The sequence below is a fragment of the Geomonas sp. RF6 genome (assembly GCF_021044625.1).
In the GTDB taxonomy this organism is placed as follows: Bacteria; Desulfobacterota; Desulfuromonadia; order Geobacterales; family Geobacteraceae; genus RF6.
The window spans coordinates 1,780,361-1,796,997 of the sequence record NZ_CP087999.1 but is presented as its reverse complement, the minus strand read 5'-3'; the positions used below and the strand labels follow the sequence as shown (position 1 = coordinate 1,796,997).

The 16,637-nt window shown below is 54.8% G+C and carries 14 protein-coding genes and 1 tRNA gene; 4 read left to right on the top strand and 11 right to left on the bottom strand.

Features of this window, described 5'->3' with window-relative positions; translation table 11 throughout:
- Positions 1-541: 541 nt before the first annotated feature.
- The gene (locus LPW11_RS07670) at positions 542-2,929 is read right to left on the bottom strand and encodes a tetratricopeptide repeat protein (RefSeq protein WP_230997537.1); all 2,388 of its coding nucleotides are present in this window, start codon (positions 2,927-2,929) and stop codon (positions 542-544) included.
- An 856-nt stretch (positions 2,930-3,785) separates the two neighbouring features.
- On the opposite strand from LPW11_RS07670, the gene LPW11_RS07665 reads away from it, so the two are divergent.
- On the top strand, positions 3,786-4,571 hold the full coding sequence (locus LPW11_RS07665) for a DUF6290 family protein (RefSeq protein WP_230997536.1): 786 nt from the start codon (positions 3,786-3,788) through the stop codon (positions 4,569-4,571).
- 32 nt (positions 4,572-4,603) lie between these two features.
- Here the strand turns inward: LPW11_RS07665 and LPW11_RS07660 are convergent, their stop codons facing one another.
- The 5 genes from LPW11_RS07660 to LPW11_RS07640 all read right to left on the bottom strand — a co-directional run bounded on the left by LPW11_RS07660 (position 4,604) and on the right by LPW11_RS07640 (position 10,265).
- On the bottom strand, positions 4,604-4,924 hold the full coding sequence (locus LPW11_RS07660) for a helix-turn-helix domain-containing protein (RefSeq protein ID WP_230997535.1): 321 nt from the start codon (positions 4,922-4,924) through the stop codon (positions 4,604-4,606).
- Positions 4,921-5,919, bottom strand: a complete 999-nt coding sequence (locus LPW11_RS07655) for an Abi family protein (RefSeq protein ID WP_230997534.1) — start codon at positions 5,917-5,919, stop codon at positions 4,921-4,923. The genes LPW11_RS07660 and LPW11_RS07655 overlap by 4 nt, the downstream gene beginning before the upstream one ends.
- A gap of 158 nt (positions 5,920-6,077) precedes the next feature.
- The gene (locus LPW11_RS07650) at positions 6,078-6,578 is read right to left on the bottom strand and encodes a hypothetical protein (RefSeq protein WP_230997533.1); all 501 of its coding nucleotides are present in this window, start codon (positions 6,576-6,578) and stop codon (positions 6,078-6,080) included.
- 61 nt (positions 6,579-6,639) lie between these two features.
- A complete protein-coding gene (locus tag LPW11_RS07645; protein ID WP_230997532.1) occupies positions 6,640-9,855 on the bottom strand; it encodes a DEAD/DEAH box helicase family protein in 3,216 nt (1,071 codons plus the stop codon).
- Positions 9,852-10,265, bottom strand: a complete 414-nt coding sequence (locus LPW11_RS07640) for an HIT family protein (protein ID WP_230997531.1) — start codon at positions 10,263-10,265, stop codon at positions 9,852-9,854. Before LPW11_RS07640 ends, LPW11_RS07645 begins: the two co-directional genes overlap by 4 nt.
- 339 nt (positions 10,266-10,604) lie before the next feature.
- Between LPW11_RS07640 and LPW11_RS07635 the strand changes: the two genes are divergently transcribed.
- Complete coding sequence (locus tag LPW11_RS07635) at positions 10,605-11,414, top strand: lysozyme inhibitor LprI family protein (protein ID WP_230997530.1); 810 nt, start codon at positions 10,605-10,607, stop codon at positions 11,412-11,414.
- Between the two features lie 172 nt (positions 11,415-11,586).
- Here LPW11_RS07635 and LPW11_RS07630 read toward each other — a convergent pair whose 3' ends face one another.
- Entirely contained in the window at positions 11,587-11,952 is a 366-nt protein-coding gene (locus LPW11_RS07630; protein ID WP_230997529.1) for a carboxymuconolactone decarboxylase family protein, read from the bottom strand.
- Between the two features lie 54 nt (positions 11,953-12,006).
- Complete coding sequence (locus LPW11_RS07625) at positions 12,007-12,339, bottom strand: cupin domain-containing protein (protein ID WP_230997528.1); 333 nt, start codon at positions 12,337-12,339, stop codon at positions 12,007-12,009.
- A 517-nt stretch (positions 12,340-12,856) separates the two neighbouring features.
- On the opposite strand from LPW11_RS07625, the gene LPW11_RS07620 reads away from it, so the two are divergent.
- Positions 12,857-13,273: a glycine zipper family protein gene (locus LPW11_RS07620; RefSeq protein WP_230997527.1), complete on the top strand. Its 417-nt coding sequence runs from the start codon at positions 12,857-12,859 to the stop codon at positions 13,271-13,273.
- A 154-nt stretch (positions 13,274-13,427) separates the two neighbouring features.
- Here the strand turns inward: LPW11_RS07620 and LPW11_RS07615 are convergent.
- Positions 13,428-13,525: transfer RNA gene (locus tag LPW11_RS07615), tRNA-Sec, on the bottom strand.
- A gap of 60 nt (positions 13,526-13,585) precedes the next feature.
- The gene (selA, locus tag LPW11_RS07610) at positions 13,586-14,989 is read right to left on the bottom strand and encodes an L-seryl-tRNA(Sec) selenium transferase (RefSeq protein WP_230997526.1); all 1,404 of its coding nucleotides are present in this window, start codon (positions 14,987-14,989) and stop codon (positions 13,586-13,588) included.
- 380 nt (positions 14,990-15,369) lie between these two features.
- On the opposite strand from selA, the gene LPW11_RS07605 reads away from it, so the two are divergent.
- Entirely contained in the window at positions 15,370-15,798 is a 429-nt protein-coding gene (locus LPW11_RS07605) for a response regulator (protein WP_230997525.1), read from the top strand.
- Here LPW11_RS07605 and LPW11_RS07600 read toward each other — a convergent pair.
- Positions 15,779-16,630 (bottom strand): HDOD domain-containing protein, encoded by an 852-nt coding sequence (locus LPW11_RS07600; protein ID WP_230997524.1) that lies wholly within the window; start codon positions 16,628-16,630, stop codon positions 15,779-15,781. The genes LPW11_RS07605 and LPW11_RS07600 overlap by 20 nt on opposite strands.
- Between the last annotated feature and the right edge of the window lie 7 nt (positions 16,631-16,637).

Here is a 16,637-nt window from a genome sequence, read left to right as displayed (position 1 = left end):
CCCCGGCCGGCATCTTTCAGATTCTTGCCGACGAAAGCATCTACATCGCCAGAGAATCGAGCTTCCATTGAATCCGCCGGCAACTCATGGTGCCGCGGCCCCGAACCAGGTGAGGTGTCGTATGTGACCTTCCTGCCGACAGTCTTTGTTGGATGCTGGTTCTACCGACGGGACCTGTACCTCATCCTTGATCGGTACAATATCAAGACCCGTCCACGACACTGATAGCTCCGATCATGCCGTGCATCGGGTACATCGCACCGCGCTGGCAAAGGACATTCGCGCGAAATATGAGACCTGTATTTGCAAGGTGACAACGGTTCTACGTAAGGCCACTGTGCTCGCGATGCTCTATTGGCTCGGTGCCGTTGCCACTTGCATCACCCCCGTATTCGCGTCAGCGTCATTGGACGTTAACGCCTATGTGGAGGCATTATTCCGGACTGCGAAGTACCGCCGGAATTTCCTGCCGCCCGGTGCTATGACTTCGAGGCAGCACCGCTCTGGGGGGCACCATTGAAAAGGTCTGATTCGACAGACGCTATAAGGATTCCAAAGCCTTTGCAATTGCTTTATGATAGCTCGATTTGGTAATCAAAACTTTGCATTTATCATATATTTGTTGAGCATAGGTTAGTAAATGGGAAAGTCCCTGTTCGTCTATAATTGTAAGCATGTAAAACAATGCGTTTCCAAATTCATCAATCATCCTCTCATCAACGACTCGCATGTCGGTACATAAGGTGAATACGTCATTAGCCTTTAATAGTTTTTTAAACGCCTCGCCTGTATCCTTTTTAATTACATACTCCTTCTCAGCATAGCGGCGGTAGGCATTAATCAGCAGCGTGCCGACGATTTGAGACGTTTTCACCGACAAATCAGGATTTGATCTAATTAGTTTTTCGAGTGCAGAAATCCCATCATCATATGTACCTTGATAAACAAGATTTCTGGCGTATTCTATGACCACTTCATTGGCATCGGGACGGTCTCTATAGGCTTTTGATATATATTCAAAAGCCTTGGCTGAATCTCCTAGGGATTTGAGCAAAAATCCTGAATAATAAAAATTTAGCCTTGCATTGTCAGGTTGTATCTCAAGTGCTATTTGGAAATCCTCCTCGGCGCCAAGCAGATCGTCAGAAAGCGACTTAATAAATCCTGAAACTCTGTAAACCTCAAAATAATTAGGAGCAAGATTCTTTGCTTCACCTACCTTATCCAAAGCAGGTTCATACTCCTGCTGCCTAGAAAGTTGAAGAGCTTGTTGTAAGTATCTGGACGCTATTATTTCAGTAGAAGTCCTTGCTTCTATAGCTATTACGCTAAATTCAGAATGTTTTTTTGCAATCTTGCGTTGCTCAGATGAGCCGATCAACTTATTTTTTTTATCGGTTATTGCTGCTATAAAAACCTTACCGAGCTTGTTGTGTTTTAGTAAGTATTCTCTAGCAAAATCAGTTATTGAATATGAAAGTTCATCACCAGCAGAATTCTTTGTAACTGTTCTTTTTACAAATGAAGTTGCTATAAGACTGATGATAGCTTTTTTTAGCTCAACTGCTGATTTTTCTGTATAAAAAGCCAGTTCAGCTTCCGTTAACGGTGTCCTTGCAGCTAAAATGGTGTTTAAGATCAGCTTTGCGCTGTTGCTCATCTTGTCATAGACATTGGACAGGCAAAACTCCAATAAGGAATCTTTGTTCATTACGACTTCGTCTGGGTTTTTACCTGCGACGACTGAATTTACAAACCACTTCAAGGCCAAGGGATTGTAGTGGAGGTGTTTCGCAATTTCTGAAAGTCTGCTGTTGTTCAACCGGACCAACATCTCTTCATTTCTCATTTTAGCAGCTTCTCTTATGAGTGTAACTGACTCTGCTTCAGATAATCCATCTAGGTGTCGAGGGTACTCCAACTCTCCTAATCCGACACGAGACGTGATTGCAATCTTTGAGTGAAGCTGAGCCTCACGTATAAAAGCTTTAATATCTTCATTTATAATAGTCTCTAAATTGTCAATTATTAGCAAGGTTTTGAACGTTTTAAAAACCTCTAAAACGAGGTCAATATTTTCTGTTAGTGATTTGTTTGTATCTTCGATGTGCCCAGCTAAATTTCGGACCAAGCCAGGAAAGTTATCTATTGCATCTTTGATCTCGACTATTCCTGCAGGTGTTAACATTGTAGTCTTAGCCGTAGTCCATAGGATCATGTCAAATGGACATCTCTCCCCCATATCTGCAATATCGTATGCAACTTTAAGCATAAGGGCTGACTTTCCCATGCCGCCCTCACCAATCACACTAACTACCCGAGTGGAGCCAAGTAATAGCTTAGTTATCTCTAGGGCATCCTTTTTGCGCCCGATAAACCCAGTTTCATCGAAATCAGGCACTGGGAGATTATGATACACAATCTCGTCCTCAGCAGTAAAGCGAGGTAGGTCTATAGATAAAATATAATTGGGATCTGTCTCTATCTGTTGAAGAGTGAGTCTAGATGTGGAAAAAACATCTTCCACAGATACGTCCTGCAAGAAGCCGTAAACAAATCCTAAATCTCCGTGCAATAGCGGCCTGTTGTGCATCACTCTATTGCGAATTGGAACTATGTGATCAAGTTTTTCTACAAGGGGCTTTACTTTATCGACACAGTCAGGTTTTAGCTGGGAGTTTTGCAATAAAATCTTGTAGGTATCTTGAAAGTCAACGTAATGTACGATGTCATTCAGGTTTGATTCTGGGTCCAGACCTGGGTGATCCTTCGTGAACCTTTTTATAGATGTATCTCTTAAACCTGAATCTGGTATAAAATAGGTACTGTTATGGAGAGGAATGATTTGTGTTATAATTAAGTTTTTGAGGTCAGTTTCGATGGCAGAAATGAATGCATACAGTGTAAGCCTAGCTTCAGAAATCTTCATAATACCTCCACACCAAGGAATATATGGGAACCGAGTGGGACGCCCATGCGTTATGCTCCATCTGTCAGCGGACCGCATTCTATCATGCGCAGTTAATGTGTTTCAATGTAAATGTTTTTCGGGAATAGAACGCAAGACCAAATCGCCGGGATAGGTCGAATCGTTGCGCAATTCGAATGCATTTTTTTGAATAGCCGAGCTAATTGCCTGTCTAGCTTAAACATCCAAGGGAAATAGCATAATCTAACTATCTAGGTCTTCGTTGGCCAGAACCGGCGTAGCGCAGGTTCAATGTTTCTCGGATCCAAAGGGGATGCCCTGCTGCTCCCGGTCGAGCAGATAGCTTGAGCCGGAGGTCGGCCAGAGTCTGGGGAAAGTTAGCGGAGAGCCTAGGAGCTTTTTTGAAAGCTAGCGAGCTGCGCGTCCAGCTCGCCCGCGATGCGGAAGCCCATGCGTGAGTGCGGGCGTAGAGCCGCCCCCAAAACTGCAACCTAAACCTGCAACCTAAACCTGCAACTTAAACCTGCAACTTAAACCTGCAACTTAAACCTGCAACTTAAACCTGCAACTTAAACCTGCAACTTAAACCTGCAACTTAAACCTGCAACTTAAACCTGGTAATTTCTTCCACACCAGACGCAGCCCTTGCGGCTACATGTAAGACGGGTAAGGTAGAGAGTATTTGTGATAGCAGGGGGTTAGCTGGTACCACATGGTATGATGTGTAGTACAGGTCTCGACCGGTCTAATCCCGGAGTTTCTCATGTCCTCGAAATCACAGTTCCTTTACCTGCTACAACTGCCAATGACGTACTACGCGCTGTAACACAGCTTTTCCTGCCGCAGGAGGCCCCACATGAAGACCATTCAGGTGCGACTTTCGGACGAGGAGGAGGCGATTTTGGAGGAGAGGGTGACGCGCAGCGGGCTTACCGTTTCGCAGCTGGTACGAGCGTGCCTCTTTGAGAAAAGCGAGCGCGAAAGTCGTAGCGCGGCCCGCATCGAGGAGCACTATTCTTCTGTCTTGCTGGTGCAAGACGGTGTTTACGAGCTGGCGAAAATGGTTGGAAACCTTGATCAGAAAGCAGACGATACCGTCACATTCCTATCGCAAATCGCAGCCCTTTTGGAGGCGGGAACAGGGGGCGCAGGGGGCAATAGTAACTCCGAAAATGCCATCGTCTCGGCACAGAAGATCCAGGCTTCGGTGGAGGAAATGCACCGGGAGATGCGGAGGTTTTGTGCCGAAGCCTTGCCGGGTAACGCAGGGGTAATGCTTGATCAAATGGTGCTGCGCGCGGTCCAGGAAGGGCTGCAGCCACTGCATCAAGGTGTCAGAAGAGCGGATGTAGAAATCGACGGACTTACGAAGCGGCTAAAGTCTTTGACGTGGAAGTGGCGCATCCATCTGGGAGCTGTGGTGGCGGGAGTTGTTTCCGCTTTGATCGTTATGGGAACACTAGGTCTCGCCAGAAGTGAAGCGGGTGCTGAGGCTAGGCGCTACGAACTCCTCGGGCGCACCGTGGAGGCGAGGTTCAATCAGGACCCCCCGAAGGACAAGGAGAAGGTCTGGGCGTGGATATACGGGGTGGCTGGTGCGCCTTCTGGTAAGGACATTGTCGTCAGAGGCAGGGCACGCTGAAGGATGATCCTGCGTCGACAAGTGCGTCGCCACTAGACCAGTACCTCCAGGCCCTTCCGGTCAAGAATGTTGAGAAGTTTCAGGGCGAGGCCGCCAGGATGCTTTTCGCCAACCTCCCATTTGCGAACCGACGAAACGCTGGTGTTGAGCAAGGAGGCGAGAACGGCCTGGCTTATGTGATACCGGGTTCGGATGCTGCGGATCTGCTCTGGGGTGTAATCGGGAACCGGAGCAATACAAAGACCGTCGTACTTCTGCATCGCTCTCTTGTCTATGAAGCCGAGTTCGTGCAGGTCCTGAGCTGTCTCGTGGACTGCCTCCAAGATGCGTCTTTTCAGCGTTGTTCTAGTCACTGGGCACCTGTAGGAGCGATCACCATGTGAGTCAGGCAGTATTTCCAAGGATTTCTCTCGCGCCAGTCAGACGGAAAACCCATTGCAGCCGGACCGTGATCCAGCGTGTCGACCAGCGCCAATAACCTTCTCGTCCAGGAACTTCCGGGGCTGGTCGCCGTCATCAGCAAATCCAGGACCACCAGGAAGTTGAACAGGTAATGTGCTTGACCGTTTGGGGCCTCCGGCGCAACCAGGCGGTCCTCGATCCTTTTGATCTTCGGAAGGGACATGGCGAAGCGACGATTCCAGAGGCGGCTGTGGTGAGCACAGATGTTGCGCACGGGGGTGAGTGCGTGCAGGACCTGTTCAAGGATCTCGATGGTGGGCATGCTGAAGGCTTGAGCGACCTCTTTTTTTGCTGCGGTGTCATTGGTGTTCTTGAACCACCTGGAGAGGGCACCCAAGGTCATCGTTTCCACCACCGCCCAGATCGGCGGCAGGAAAGGCTGCTTGTACTGCCTCCGGTAGTGAGCGACGAAAGGTTCCTTGCTCTCCTCCAGGTTTGCCGCGATTTTTCCCAAGTCGCTTGAGTGCTGCCATGGGTTTTTGAACAGGTCCGACTGCATATACGCGTGGCTGCCATGCCTAACGGCAAGGGCATTTGCCCAGCGGGTGCGAATCGCCACCTCGATGCGCTCCATCGCCTCCATTACCATCATCCGGAGTTTCCGGTCGAAGACGTAGAGCGCGAGGACCTGCTCAAAGGTGGTGCCAGGTATGAGCCTATGGCTGCGGGTATGGGGAGATTCGGGGGGGTATTCGAACGGCAGCCAGTACGCGCTGAGGCGGTAATATCCGATGGTGGAGAGGTACTTTTCGAGACGCGGCACGTCGTCGCATGCGAGGCCCCTTCCCATTATGAGGGCCGCTTGTTCGGCGACGGATAGAGAGGCCTTTTCGTATCGCACGTGCACCATCCCCCGAAAAAATAAACCTCCCGGTTTGAGCATCATGGCGGCGGCCGCCAGAGAGGCTTGGGAGGTGTTGTTGACTGGTTTATACACGATCTTTAGTCACGGCGCAAGGTGGCAGGCTGGGAGGCTTCGAGGGGGTCAGGCACCGTCTAGTGTGTGGGGCGTTCTCTTTTTGCCGCTTAGGAAGCACGTGCCTTCTACTTCCGCACGATCCTCAGCGAATCCTTCTCTGCTACGACCTGAAATTCGCCGTGTAGGCCTTCCTCGCATAGCGCGGTGGCTGCAGCCTTTATCCTGGCAGGAAAGCGGGTGACGTCGTCGAAGCGCTTGGCGGTCCAGGCAACGAAGTGGTCGCCTTTGTGCACCTCGATGTCCATCTTGGCCGGATACCCGCCGCCCTCGAAGCTGCACTCCCATGCGCTTCCATCTTTGCTCCCCGAGATTATGCCGCGCAGCATCCCGGTATATCCGCTCTCCTTCTTGGCCGCATATCCGACCTTCACTGCGATTCCTCTTACGTCCGCGGCGGCAAGCGGCTCGCCATCCTTCCGGTAGAAGTACCGCGCCAATGCAAAGTCGACACGGTCGGCGATGAGGTCCCGGAACAGCGGGGTGCTCCACCATCCTCGGTAGTCTTCCCGGATCCTGAAGACCTTCCCCTTCTTGTCGGAAGGTGACTGAGGGTCGCGTCTGTACATTTACAGATGCCGTCGGCAGCGCACCCTCCAGCGACATCCCTCTTTGTCTCTTCCATCCCTTCTACTTGCGCACGATCCTCAGCGAATCGTTTTCTGCCACGACTTGAAAGTCGCCGTGCAAACCTTCCTCGCATAGCGCTGTGGCTGCAGCCTTTATCCTGGCAGGGAAGCGGGTGACGTCGTCGAAGCGCATCGGCGTCCAAGCGACGAAGTAGTCGCCCTTGTGCACCTCGATGTCCATCTTCGCGGGATACCCGCCGCCCTCGAAGCTGAACTCCCATGTGTTCTCATCCTTGCTGCCTGAGATGATGCCGCGCAGCATCCCGGTGTATCCGCTGTCCTTCTTGGCAGCATAGCCTACCTTTACTGCAATGCCTCTGGCGTCCGCGGAGGGAAGTGGTCCACCTTCCAGACGGTAGAAGTACCGTGCCAAAGCGAAGTCTACACGGTCGGCGATGAGATCCCGGAAGGGCGGGGCGCTCCACCATCCTCGGTAGTCCTCTCGGATCCGGAAGACCTTCCCCTTCTTGTCGAGCTCGAAGAACTTTCTGCCGGTGTTCTCCAACTTCTCCAGCGGCATCCGCATAAGGTGCGCCGCGACTTTCGACAGGGGGTAGAGGGGAGGCGTCTCGTGTTTGGCGAGATCGTCGTAGTCCGAAAGGCGCTCCCGGTTTTCCAGGTAGTACCTCAGAAAGAGCGGGGCGACGTCATCCACGGACCATTCGTGACCACCCAACTCCAGAAGCGATCTCAGCACGACCATTTTGTAGGAACGCACTGGGCTTAGCTCGGTTTCCAGGTGCTGCAGAAGCTCTTCTGCTGGCGTGCCCAGAAGCGTCGCTTCGTACTCCGTCAGATCCTCCATCGATTCTTTTACCCGCAGCCAGTTCTCCCCCAGGTTCGGCTTCTTCGCCTTGAGGAAGAGATACGGGTCGTGGGCCGCGGGGTTGGCGAAAAAGTCCATGATCCCGGGGGAGCGACCGAGACTGGAACGCAACTGCAGGTAAAGGTCTTTGAGCCGCTGAATTGGGTCCGGGCGATCTACCAGCTTCCTGATCTCGGCATCCCATATCCGCTGCACTTCCGTCTCGACGCTCACGTAGCACGCCGCGGGAGGTACAAAATCCTCCTCCTTCCTCCTCTGGCTCCTGTACTGCTCCAGGCTCGTGTAGCCCCGCATTGCCAACGGCGCCACATAGGACTGGCGGAAGTTCCCGACGAAGTCGAGGGCGACGAGGTAATCCTTTTCTGGAAACTGCCGCAGTCCTCTGCCGAGTTGCTGGAGGAAAACGGTGAAGGACTGCGTCGGCCGCAGGAACAGAATGTGGGAGACGGCCGGGATGTCTACCCCTTCGCCGAAGATGTCGACCGAGCAGATGATCTGGAGGGGATCTCTTTCATCCTGCAGCCTCCGCATCGCATCTTCCCGCTCGGACATAGAGTTCTCACCGAGGAGGCACATAGACGTCATGCCGCAACTGTGTCCCAATTCGTTGAACTTGCGGCTCATGTACGTGGCATGGCTTTTCGACGAGCAGAAGGCAAGAGCTTTCGTCTTTCCGGTTGCCGGGAGGAACTTGCGCAGAGTATTGAACACGAGCGCGGCGCGGGTGTCGTTGATGAGCACGGCATCCAGTTCGCTCTCGATGTAGCCGCGGCTGGTCCAGTGCAGTGCGGAATAGTCGGTCTTGTCGTGGATTGCAAAGTAGTGGAACGGTACCAGCCAGCGATTTTCGATGGCGTCGAAGAGGCGGGTCTCGAAGGCGACGTCATAATCGCAGATCTTTAGGACATCGCGGCCGTCCATCCGCTCCGGTGTCGCGGTCAGCCCGAGTAGGAACTTGGGCCGGAACTTCCCCAACACTCGCTGGTAAGAATCGCAGTCCGCGTGGTGAAACTCGTCAACGACTATGTAGTCGAATGCATCGGCAGTAAAGCGAGCAAGGGTGTCCGGCTGAGACAGGGTCTGCACCGTGGCGAAGAGGCTCCCGCCTCTGCCGCTCGGCTTGGAGTTGCCGGAGAGGACTTCGCCGAAGAAGGAGGTCCCTATTACCGTGCGGTAGGTCCCCATCGCCTGGAGGACGATGTTTTCCCGGTGGGCGATGAACAGGACCGTTCGCATTCCGCTCTGCTGGAAGTCGAAGGCGGCGAGATACGTTTTTCCTAGTCCTGTGGCGGCGATGACCGTGGTCTTACGGATCCCCCGACCGCGCCGCTCCGCAAGGGCCTGCAGCGCAGTAACCTGCGCCGGCCGCGGAGCCAGGGGGATAGGGAAGGTCTGTCGCATCTCTGTGGCAACCGTTCTACGCAGTTCCCGAGCCTTCTGCCAGCGCGGCATGTAGGCGTCAAGGAACGTCTGGTCGATCGGTACCGACGATCGCTGCCAGTAGTCCTCATACTCCTTCAGTGCCTCATCGAAGGCCGAGAGGTTGTTCTGGAAGAGAAGATTCGTCTCACTGTTGGAAAAGTAGTTCCACTCATGATTCCCGCGGCCTCCGTTTCCCCCGAGTCCGGACCCGGTGAGATTGGAGGAGCCGACGATGATGGAATGCGTTCCGTGGGGCTTTTCGAACAGGAAGCTCTTTATGTGGAAGGGTGGGGGCTCCTGGTTAAAATCTGCGGCGCCCGCTTCGCCAAGAGGATAGAAGATCCTTATGTCGATCCTGGGCAGTTGCGTGGCGAGGTGCTGCAGGTCGAGCGGGTTGTTGAAGTTGCCCATCACCGAAGTCAATAGGCGCAGTCGCCCGCCACGTTCCAGGAAGTCCCGGAAGGGGTCGAGGAGCAGGTTCAGCATCCCGCGCGAGTAAAATGCCGATGCTATGTGCAGCGCCTCGGCCTCGGCCAGCTCGCGCTTAATGACATCGACGAGGCCGATGAGGGAGTTGAAGGTGAGAAGTTGTGGCAGGCTGGGTGTGGTGGCCGCCGACTGTGCCTGTTCGTGTGTCGGTGCGGTCGCGTGCAGCATGAGCCGCTTTTCAAAGCCTCCTGCTGTCTCCCGCTTCGCAGCGCGTCTCGAGTACACGTCCTCCCAGCCGATTCCGTGCCGCTTGAGGATTGCCTCCATAAGCTCGAAGAGGTCGGCGGCCTCATTGATGATCTCTTCGCGGGACGACGCGTGGAAGAGCTCATGGGCCTCTTCGAGAACCTTGACGCGCAGGGCCTGCGCGAAGCCGGCGTCATCGAGGACGCTGACAGAACAGCATTTTCCCGATTCCTCGATTATCTGCGGAATGAAGTCCCGGACCAGCTTGTTGTAGATGAGCGGCCGGTCTGTCACGGCTTCTCCCCATCCTTCCAGTACGCTGCCTTGTCAGGAAAGATCCAGCGCACCCCTCCGCGTGGATCCTCCATGTCGCCTGCGTACCGAGGAATGAGATGGATGTGAAGATGCATCACCGTCTGGCCGGCCGCTGGCCCGTCATTGATGCCGATGTTGAAGCCGTCGGGGCTCCGCTCCTGGAGAAGCAACTCCCGCACCTCTTCGAGGAGCGCGAAAAGAGCGGTGCGCTCATCCGCCGTCGCCTCGAAGAAGGATGCCAGGTGTCGCTTCGGTATGATCAGCGTATGGCCAGGAGACAGCGGGAACCCGTCGCGGATGGCGATGGCATATTCGTTAGCGGCGACAATAGAAGGGCTCGGACTGCAGAACGGACAGGCGGAGAGGTGGGAGCTTTTTTCTATATCCATAGCGGCAGTATTCCGGAGATAGGGGATGGTGGGCAGATTAGGACAGTCAAAGGGAAAAGTCAAAGAGATTTGCCGGACTGTCGATGAGTATGCAAGACAGGCACTGTGAATGTCAGAATGGCCGTTCGCACTGCGGCCTTCATGGGGCGAGAAAGGTTGCTAGGCACGACATTGACAATAACGTGAAGGAAGATACTCTGGGGAAGCTTTAGGTATGGCCGGTAGGCGATGTCATGAATGAGATAAAGGCTGCCAATACCTCTGGTGGAAAAGTTCTGAAAGGGTTTGTGAGGAGTCGTGAGCATGAGGTGAATCTCTATATCGAGCGTAGATACTCCTATGAATAGAGCAATTCTGTTTCCCTTACCCGCATTTGCCCTTTGCTTCATTATGCTATTGTCTTCCGAAGTAAAAGGAGAGACCTCCACTCCTACCACTTTGCTCGGTACTTGGCAGGTCTGCGGTGTCCGTCTGGATACAACATTACTGCGAACGCCGAATTACGGATATGATGACGTTCGACTCACGGGCCGTCTGGTTACTATTGCATCCGAAGAAATCACTACCGATATGCCCGAAAGTTCAAGCTGCCAAGCACCTAAGGCTGAGAAGGCTCTCACCACGATGGATGAATTGATCGAAGAATCGATGGGTAGGCCCAAAGGCAGAAAGGTGACTAAAGAGTCAGACCGCTTTGAACTGCCGGTGGAGGGGGGGAGAGACCTTCAGGTGTGGTGGATCAGGTGTGAAAAGGGGGATATTGGACCCGATACCCCCTTCGGGCCGGAGGGGGCGAACTGGGTGGCGGCGCTGTCGAAGGACCGCCTTGCAATGCGCTGGTATGACAATGTCATCCTGTTGCTCACGAGGGTGCGTGACAAGGAACCCCACCCTTCCTTCCCCTGTGTTCGTGCGAAAAGCGCCGCCGAAAAAGCGATCTGTTCTTCCTTCAGCCTATCTTCCTTTGATGAGAGTGTAGCGCGGGCATTTGCTGCGGCAGCAGCGCGACTTTCAGCTGTGAAAGGGAACTCTACACTTCAGGCAGAGCAGAAGGCCTGGATTTCACGGCGTGACAGGTGTGGAAGCGATGAGGAATGTCTGAAGAAGACCATGCAGGATCGCCTAGAGCAGTTACATTCTGTAGAATGAGCATATCAAAGTCCCATCCTTCGAAGTCATGCTCTGTCTAGTCTCCCTCTATCTTCAGCGCCTTCATCTTGTGTGCGACAAGAAGCGGGGTCAAGGCTCCACATTCCACTTCTGTGAAAAGTGGAGCCCTCACCCTTACGTCACTCTCTTTTCGGGCACCCGGTTCATTGAATCAAGCCTCCTCATTTGGAAAGGCCTGCTCCATGGCATCAAGAGCGAATCGGGCCGAAACCGTTACTCGACCTGCACCCATCTCAATGCCGACTTCGATGGCTTCAAGAATCTCACGGTACGTAGCGCCGCATGCTGCTGCTTGGTCAATATGCCACTGCATACATGACTCGCAGTCCATTTGCACCGAAATGCCTATTGCAATCAACTCCTTTGCCTTCTTGGAAAGAGCACCGTCCGCAAAGGCGACTTGTTCCATCTGAAGAAAAGCGTCGTAAACCTGCGACTTCAATGAAACAAGCTTCTGGTGAGCCTTCTTCCTTTTGCGTGTGATTTCAGCAAGCTTATCCATAATTTCCTTCGCCATATGTCGCGCTTCCAAATGGAGGAGTCCAGGTAGGGACCTAGCTGTTTCCCTCAATCAGGCACCCTTCGGCAGGTAATCCTCCCTCACTGGCGAGAACACCTCTATAGCCACTGAATCCTCGATAGCCTCTGCAGAATGAACAACGCTTCCCGGAATGCACCAGCTATCCCCCGGCATGACGGTGTGGCAGTCGGAGTCGATCGTCAGCCGGATCTTTCCCTTTACAAGATACCCCGTCTGTTCGTGCGGATGCGAATGGAGCGGCAACACCGTATTCTTTTGTAGTACAAACTCCACCATCAACGACTTCTCACCGTGTACCAACGTCTTCTGTGCGACTCCGTCCAAGGGAAATCGGTACCCCTCATGACTCTGTTTCTCGAACATAGTTTTCTCCTCTCTCGCAGCCATGCCTCTTGATTTCGTCATTTTTATGCTCTGAGTCGGAATGGTCGGGGGACGTGGTTGATATGTTCACATTTGGGTTGGAGGGTACTCGACGCAACGTCCCCTGAGTCCCAAACGCGCCGCAGTCTACCATGTGCTCTTAACGGGTTTCAATGTAAATATCCTATGGAAATTTGCGGTGGCATTAGTGAGTCAGTGCTGTTTTGCTGACTGCGGCAGAAGGGAGAGCGGAAGATTCGAGAGATTCCGTGGACACAATACCGATAACTTCGCAACACATGGACGCGCGGGCGGGCGAGGATCGTGTCTGTAAATTCTACTGGACCGTGGACGTTGGTCCTATAAAAGTGACGATCCCAAACAGGAAAAGGGATCTGGGCGAAAGCAGTCCGGTCAACTCTCGGCACGGTATATAATGATTCTGTTCAGGAGTAATGGCCACACCCGTCCGCGCTGGGGAGCCTGCTCGGCCAGTGCAGCTTAATGGGAGATTCAAATGTTCAAGATTGTTTTGACTCTAGTTATAGCCCTGTTAATGGAGGGCTGCGCATCGACCAAGCCTGTTCTTTATCCCAACGAACATTTTAAATCCGTTGGGTCAGAGGCTGCGGAACGTGATATCAAGAGTTGCATGGATCTCGCTGAGTCTTCCGGTGCCAATTCCAAAGGCAGCGACGCTGGACAGGCGGCAACCTCGACCGCTGGGGGTGCTGCCATTGGCGCGGCATCAGGCGCCGTAGGAGGTGCGGTGGTGGGCTCGGCGGGTTCAGGATCAGCGATTGGAGCCGCTAGTGGCGCGACCGCTGGACTATTGTCATGGATGTTCAGCAAGCCGAAACGCAGTCCTGTCTTTGAGAACTTCGTGAATCAATGTCTTCAAGATCGCGGGTACCAGCCCATCGGCTGGAAATGAGCGCACCCAGCGGTGTCTGTAAAGGCAACGTCGTGAAAAGGGGGACTGGCACCTGCGGAGCCAGTCCCCTTTCGTCTCCATCAGGGTGGCTCGACTACGCATAGGTCAAACGCAAAAAGCCGCCTCCGAGGAGACGGCTTTTTCTGCTAGTAAATGGCGGAAGCACATGGGAATCGAACCCACCTGGGAGGCTTCTCACCCCCCACACCGGTTTTGAAGACCGGGCCGCCCACCAGCGACGGTCGTGCTTCCGTTGTCTTTCTTAATTTACTTCATGCTCTCCTGTCAATTACTATCTCACGCATTCTCCCGCTACTCTCGCGATCCCGCCCGCGCGGTCGCTCCGAGAGCTGCGGCAAGGTAGGCTACGTCCTCTTCCAGCAACGTGCGGGGGTCGAGCACGTATGACCCCTTCCAGATCCTGCCGATCACCGGAATCTCGCTCGTCCTCAGCGCCGCCTCCAGTTCGTTCGGGGACAGCCCGTCGACTGCCACTTCGATCAGGAGAGTGGGGAGGTTCAGCAGCGGCAGGGTTCCTCCTCCCCCCTGCGATTCTCCGTGGATGAGCGAGAGATGCACGCTCGCGGGGAGGGCGCGGCGCAGCTGCCGGACGATCCCTTTTGCCCGCCGCGTCACTTCCTCCAGCGGCGCGGTGAGCATCGCCAGGGTCGGGACTTCCTTCAGCGCCACCCGCTCGTCGCGATAAAGCCCGAGCGTCGCCTCCAGGCTCGCAAGGGTCAGCTTGTCGATCCGCACTGCGCGCAGCAGGGGGTGCTTCTTCATCGGCTCGATGAATGCCTTCTTCCCCACGATGATCCCCGCCTGCGGCCCTCCCAGAAGCTTGTCGCCGCTGAAGGTGATGATGTCGACGCCGGCCTGGACAAATTCCTGCACGTTCGGCTCGTCGCACGGGAGATGTTTCCTCAGGTCGATGAGGGAGCCGCTCCCCATGTCCGCCATCACGGGGACCCCCGTCTCCTTCCCGAGTCGGACCATCTCCTCTATCCCCACTTCGGCGGTGAAGCCGACTACGGCGAAGTTGCTGGTGTGCACCTTCAGGAAGAGTGCGGTCTCGGTGGTGACGGCGGCGCGGTAGTCTTTCGCGTGCGTCCTGTTGGTGGTGCCGACCTCGGTGAGGGTGACGCCGGAAAGTCGCATGACGTCGGGTATGCGGAAGGAGCCGCCGATCTCCACCAGCTCCCCGCGCGACACGATCGCTTCCCGCCCTGCTGCGGCCGAGCCGAGCGCAAGGAGGACGGCGGCGGCGTTGTTGTTGACGACCAGCGCGGCCTCGGCGCCGGTCAGCTCGCAGATAAGCCGCTCCACGTGGTCGTACCGGCTGCCTCGCCTGTTCTTCTCCAGATCGAACTCGAGATTCGAGTAGGAAAATGCGACTTCGTTGAGCGCCTGGCGCGCCCGCTCCGGGAGGATGGAGCGCCCGAGGTTCGTGTGCACGACGACGCCGGTGCCGTTCACAACTTTCCTGAGGCTCGGCGCGATCAGCCGGGCGATCTCGGCGCCGATTTCACTGCCGATGGCGCCCGCAGAAAATGCATCCTCGGAGGCCTCCCCGGCGAGCACTCCCTTTCGAAGCTGCTCCAGTACCAGCCGGGCAGCACGCAGCACGACCGTCCGCGGATACTCGGCCAGAAGACCTTTCACCTCTTCAGATTCCAGTACTCTATCCACTTTCGGAATCTTCCTTAGCTGCTCCAAGGTGTGCCTCCTTTAACAAACTCATTGGTGATGAAATCTAGCTTAAAAGAGCCTTCGTGGCAAAGGAAAAAAGGTGGGTCGCTGATACCAGAATCGGTATCCACTGTCACAAAAGACCTTTCGTACCTTCACCCAAAAGCCCTATGAGTGCACAGAAGTTTCAGGACTCATAACCTGAATCTGCTATGACACAACAACGTGCAGTGGTAAAATTATTGACAGAAGCAGGTTGATTTTCTTAGATTTAAATGATAAGTTACACATGAAATATTAATATAAATCTTCAGAGAGTTGTGGAGGCTCTTGCTACTGCTTCAGATGGCTCATCGGTGACAGGGGACGTACTTACGTCGGTTCATGATTCGATAGAGGGGGGAGCCATGCTGCAGACATCGATTTTGCTTGTGGAAGACAACCGCGACTGTGAGACGCTGGCTGTCAGGGCTCTGAAGAAGGCAGGCTTTACAACCATTTCGGTGGCACGGGACGGTGCGGAGGCGATAAACGTTCTCCTCGGGGAGACGGATCGAGGGTGGGAGAACCCTGTCGCCGAGGTCGTCCTTTTGGACCTGCGGCTCCCGAAGCTGGACGGGATCGACGTCCTCAAAAGGCTCCGCGCCGACCAGCGCACCAGCAAGCTTCCGGTATTCGCTCTCTCCTCCTCGGAGGATCCCACAGAAATCGACGGCTGCGTGCAGCTCGGCGTCGTCGCCGTTCTTCCGAAGCCTCTCGATGCCGAATTCCTGAAGACCTTTCTCGACGAGAAGAGCGGCCCCCCCCTCCCTGCCGTCAGGACGGGTTCGGCATAGCCCGCTCCAGGGTATCCTCCAGAAGGATCTCCAACTCCGCGAGGACGACGTCCTTAAGCCCCAGGACGTGAGACTCCGCCGCGGTAAAGAGGAGGAGGGACGGGTCGCTGTCGATGCCGATCCCCAGCCGCCGGCAGGCAAGGTTCGCAAGCCTCACCACCGCCAGGAGCGGATTTCCCTGCGGCCACTGGTCCGCCTGGTGCAAGCGCACCACGTCGCAGTAGATGTCCGGCATGTGCCACTTCAGCATGAGCTGATACCCCTGCTCCACGTGGAGCGAACTCAGCACCTCCCGCATGATGGCGGGGGTCAGAGCCTTCCCCAGATCTTCCTTCAGCGATATCTCCTCCATCACCTTCAGGAGGAAAAGCTTCCCGATGTCGTGCAGCAGCCCCGCCAGAAAGGCCTCCTGGGCGATCTCCTCAAGCCCTGAGCGCCCGGCAAGCCACTTGCTCCCCACCGCGCAGCAGTAGGAATGCAGCCACAGCTTCTGCATGACCCCCTTGAAAGCCGGCGTCTTGCAGCGGTACAGCTCCTGCTGCGTCGTCAGCATCGCTATGTTGGCCACCTCGCGGGAGCCGAGGCGCACGACCGCGTCCTGCACGGTGGCGACCTGGGTGAGCCCTGAGTAAAACGCGGAGTTCGCCACACGCAGCACCTGGCTCGCCAGTCCCGGATCGGCGCTGATCAGCTGGTGCACCATGTCCATCTTGAACTCCGGCGACGCCAGCTCCTTCTGCAGCCGCACCGCGACGGCGTTGAAGACCGGCACGCTGATGGTGTCACCTGCCAGGTAGCTCTTTATTACCTCTACGATCGATCGATTGGACATTTCGGTT

Excerpts from the sequence above, each read along its gene's own strand:
- LPW11_RS07670 (WP_230997537.1), bottom strand. The coding sequence starts at position 2,929 with ATGAAGATTTCTGAAGCTAGGCTTACACTGTATGCATTCATTTCTGCC.
- LPW11_RS07665 (WP_230997536.1), top strand. The coding sequence starts at position 3,786 with ATGAAGACCATTCAGGTGCGACTTTCGGACGAGGAGGAGGCGATTTTG.
- LPW11_RS07655 (WP_230997534.1), bottom strand. The coding sequence starts at position 5,919 with ATGATGCTCAAACCGGGAGGTTTATTTTTTCGGGGGATGGTGCACGTG.
- LPW11_RS07650 (WP_230997533.1), bottom strand. The coding sequence starts at position 6,578 with ATGTACAGACGCGACCCTCAGTCACCTTCCGACAAGAAGGGGAAGGTC.
- LPW11_RS07640 (WP_230997531.1), bottom strand. The coding sequence starts at position 10,265 with ATGGATATAGAAAAAAGCTCCCACCTCTCCGCCTGTCCGTTCTGCAGT.
- LPW11_RS07635 (WP_230997530.1), top strand. The coding sequence starts at position 10,605 with ATGAATAGAGCAATTCTGTTTCCCTTACCCGCATTTGCCCTTTGCTTC.
- LPW11_RS07630 (WP_230997529.1), bottom strand. The coding sequence starts at position 11,952 with ATGGCGAAGGAAATTATGGATAAGCTTGCTGAAATCACACGCAAAAGG.
- LPW11_RS07625 (WP_230997528.1), bottom strand. The coding sequence starts at position 12,339 with ATGTTCGAGAAACAGAGTCATGAGGGGTACCGATTTCCCTTGGACGGA.
- LPW11_RS07620 (WP_230997527.1), top strand. The coding sequence starts at position 12,857 with ATGTTCAAGATTGTTTTGACTCTAGTTATAGCCCTGTTAATGGAGGGC.
- LPW11_RS07605 (WP_230997525.1), top strand. The coding sequence starts at position 15,370 with ATGCTGCAGACATCGATTTTGCTTGTGGAAGACAACCGCGACTGTGAG.
- LPW11_RS07600 (WP_230997524.1), bottom strand. The coding sequence starts at position 16,630 with ATGTCCAATCGATCGATCGTAGAGGTAATAAAGAGCTACCTGGCAGGT.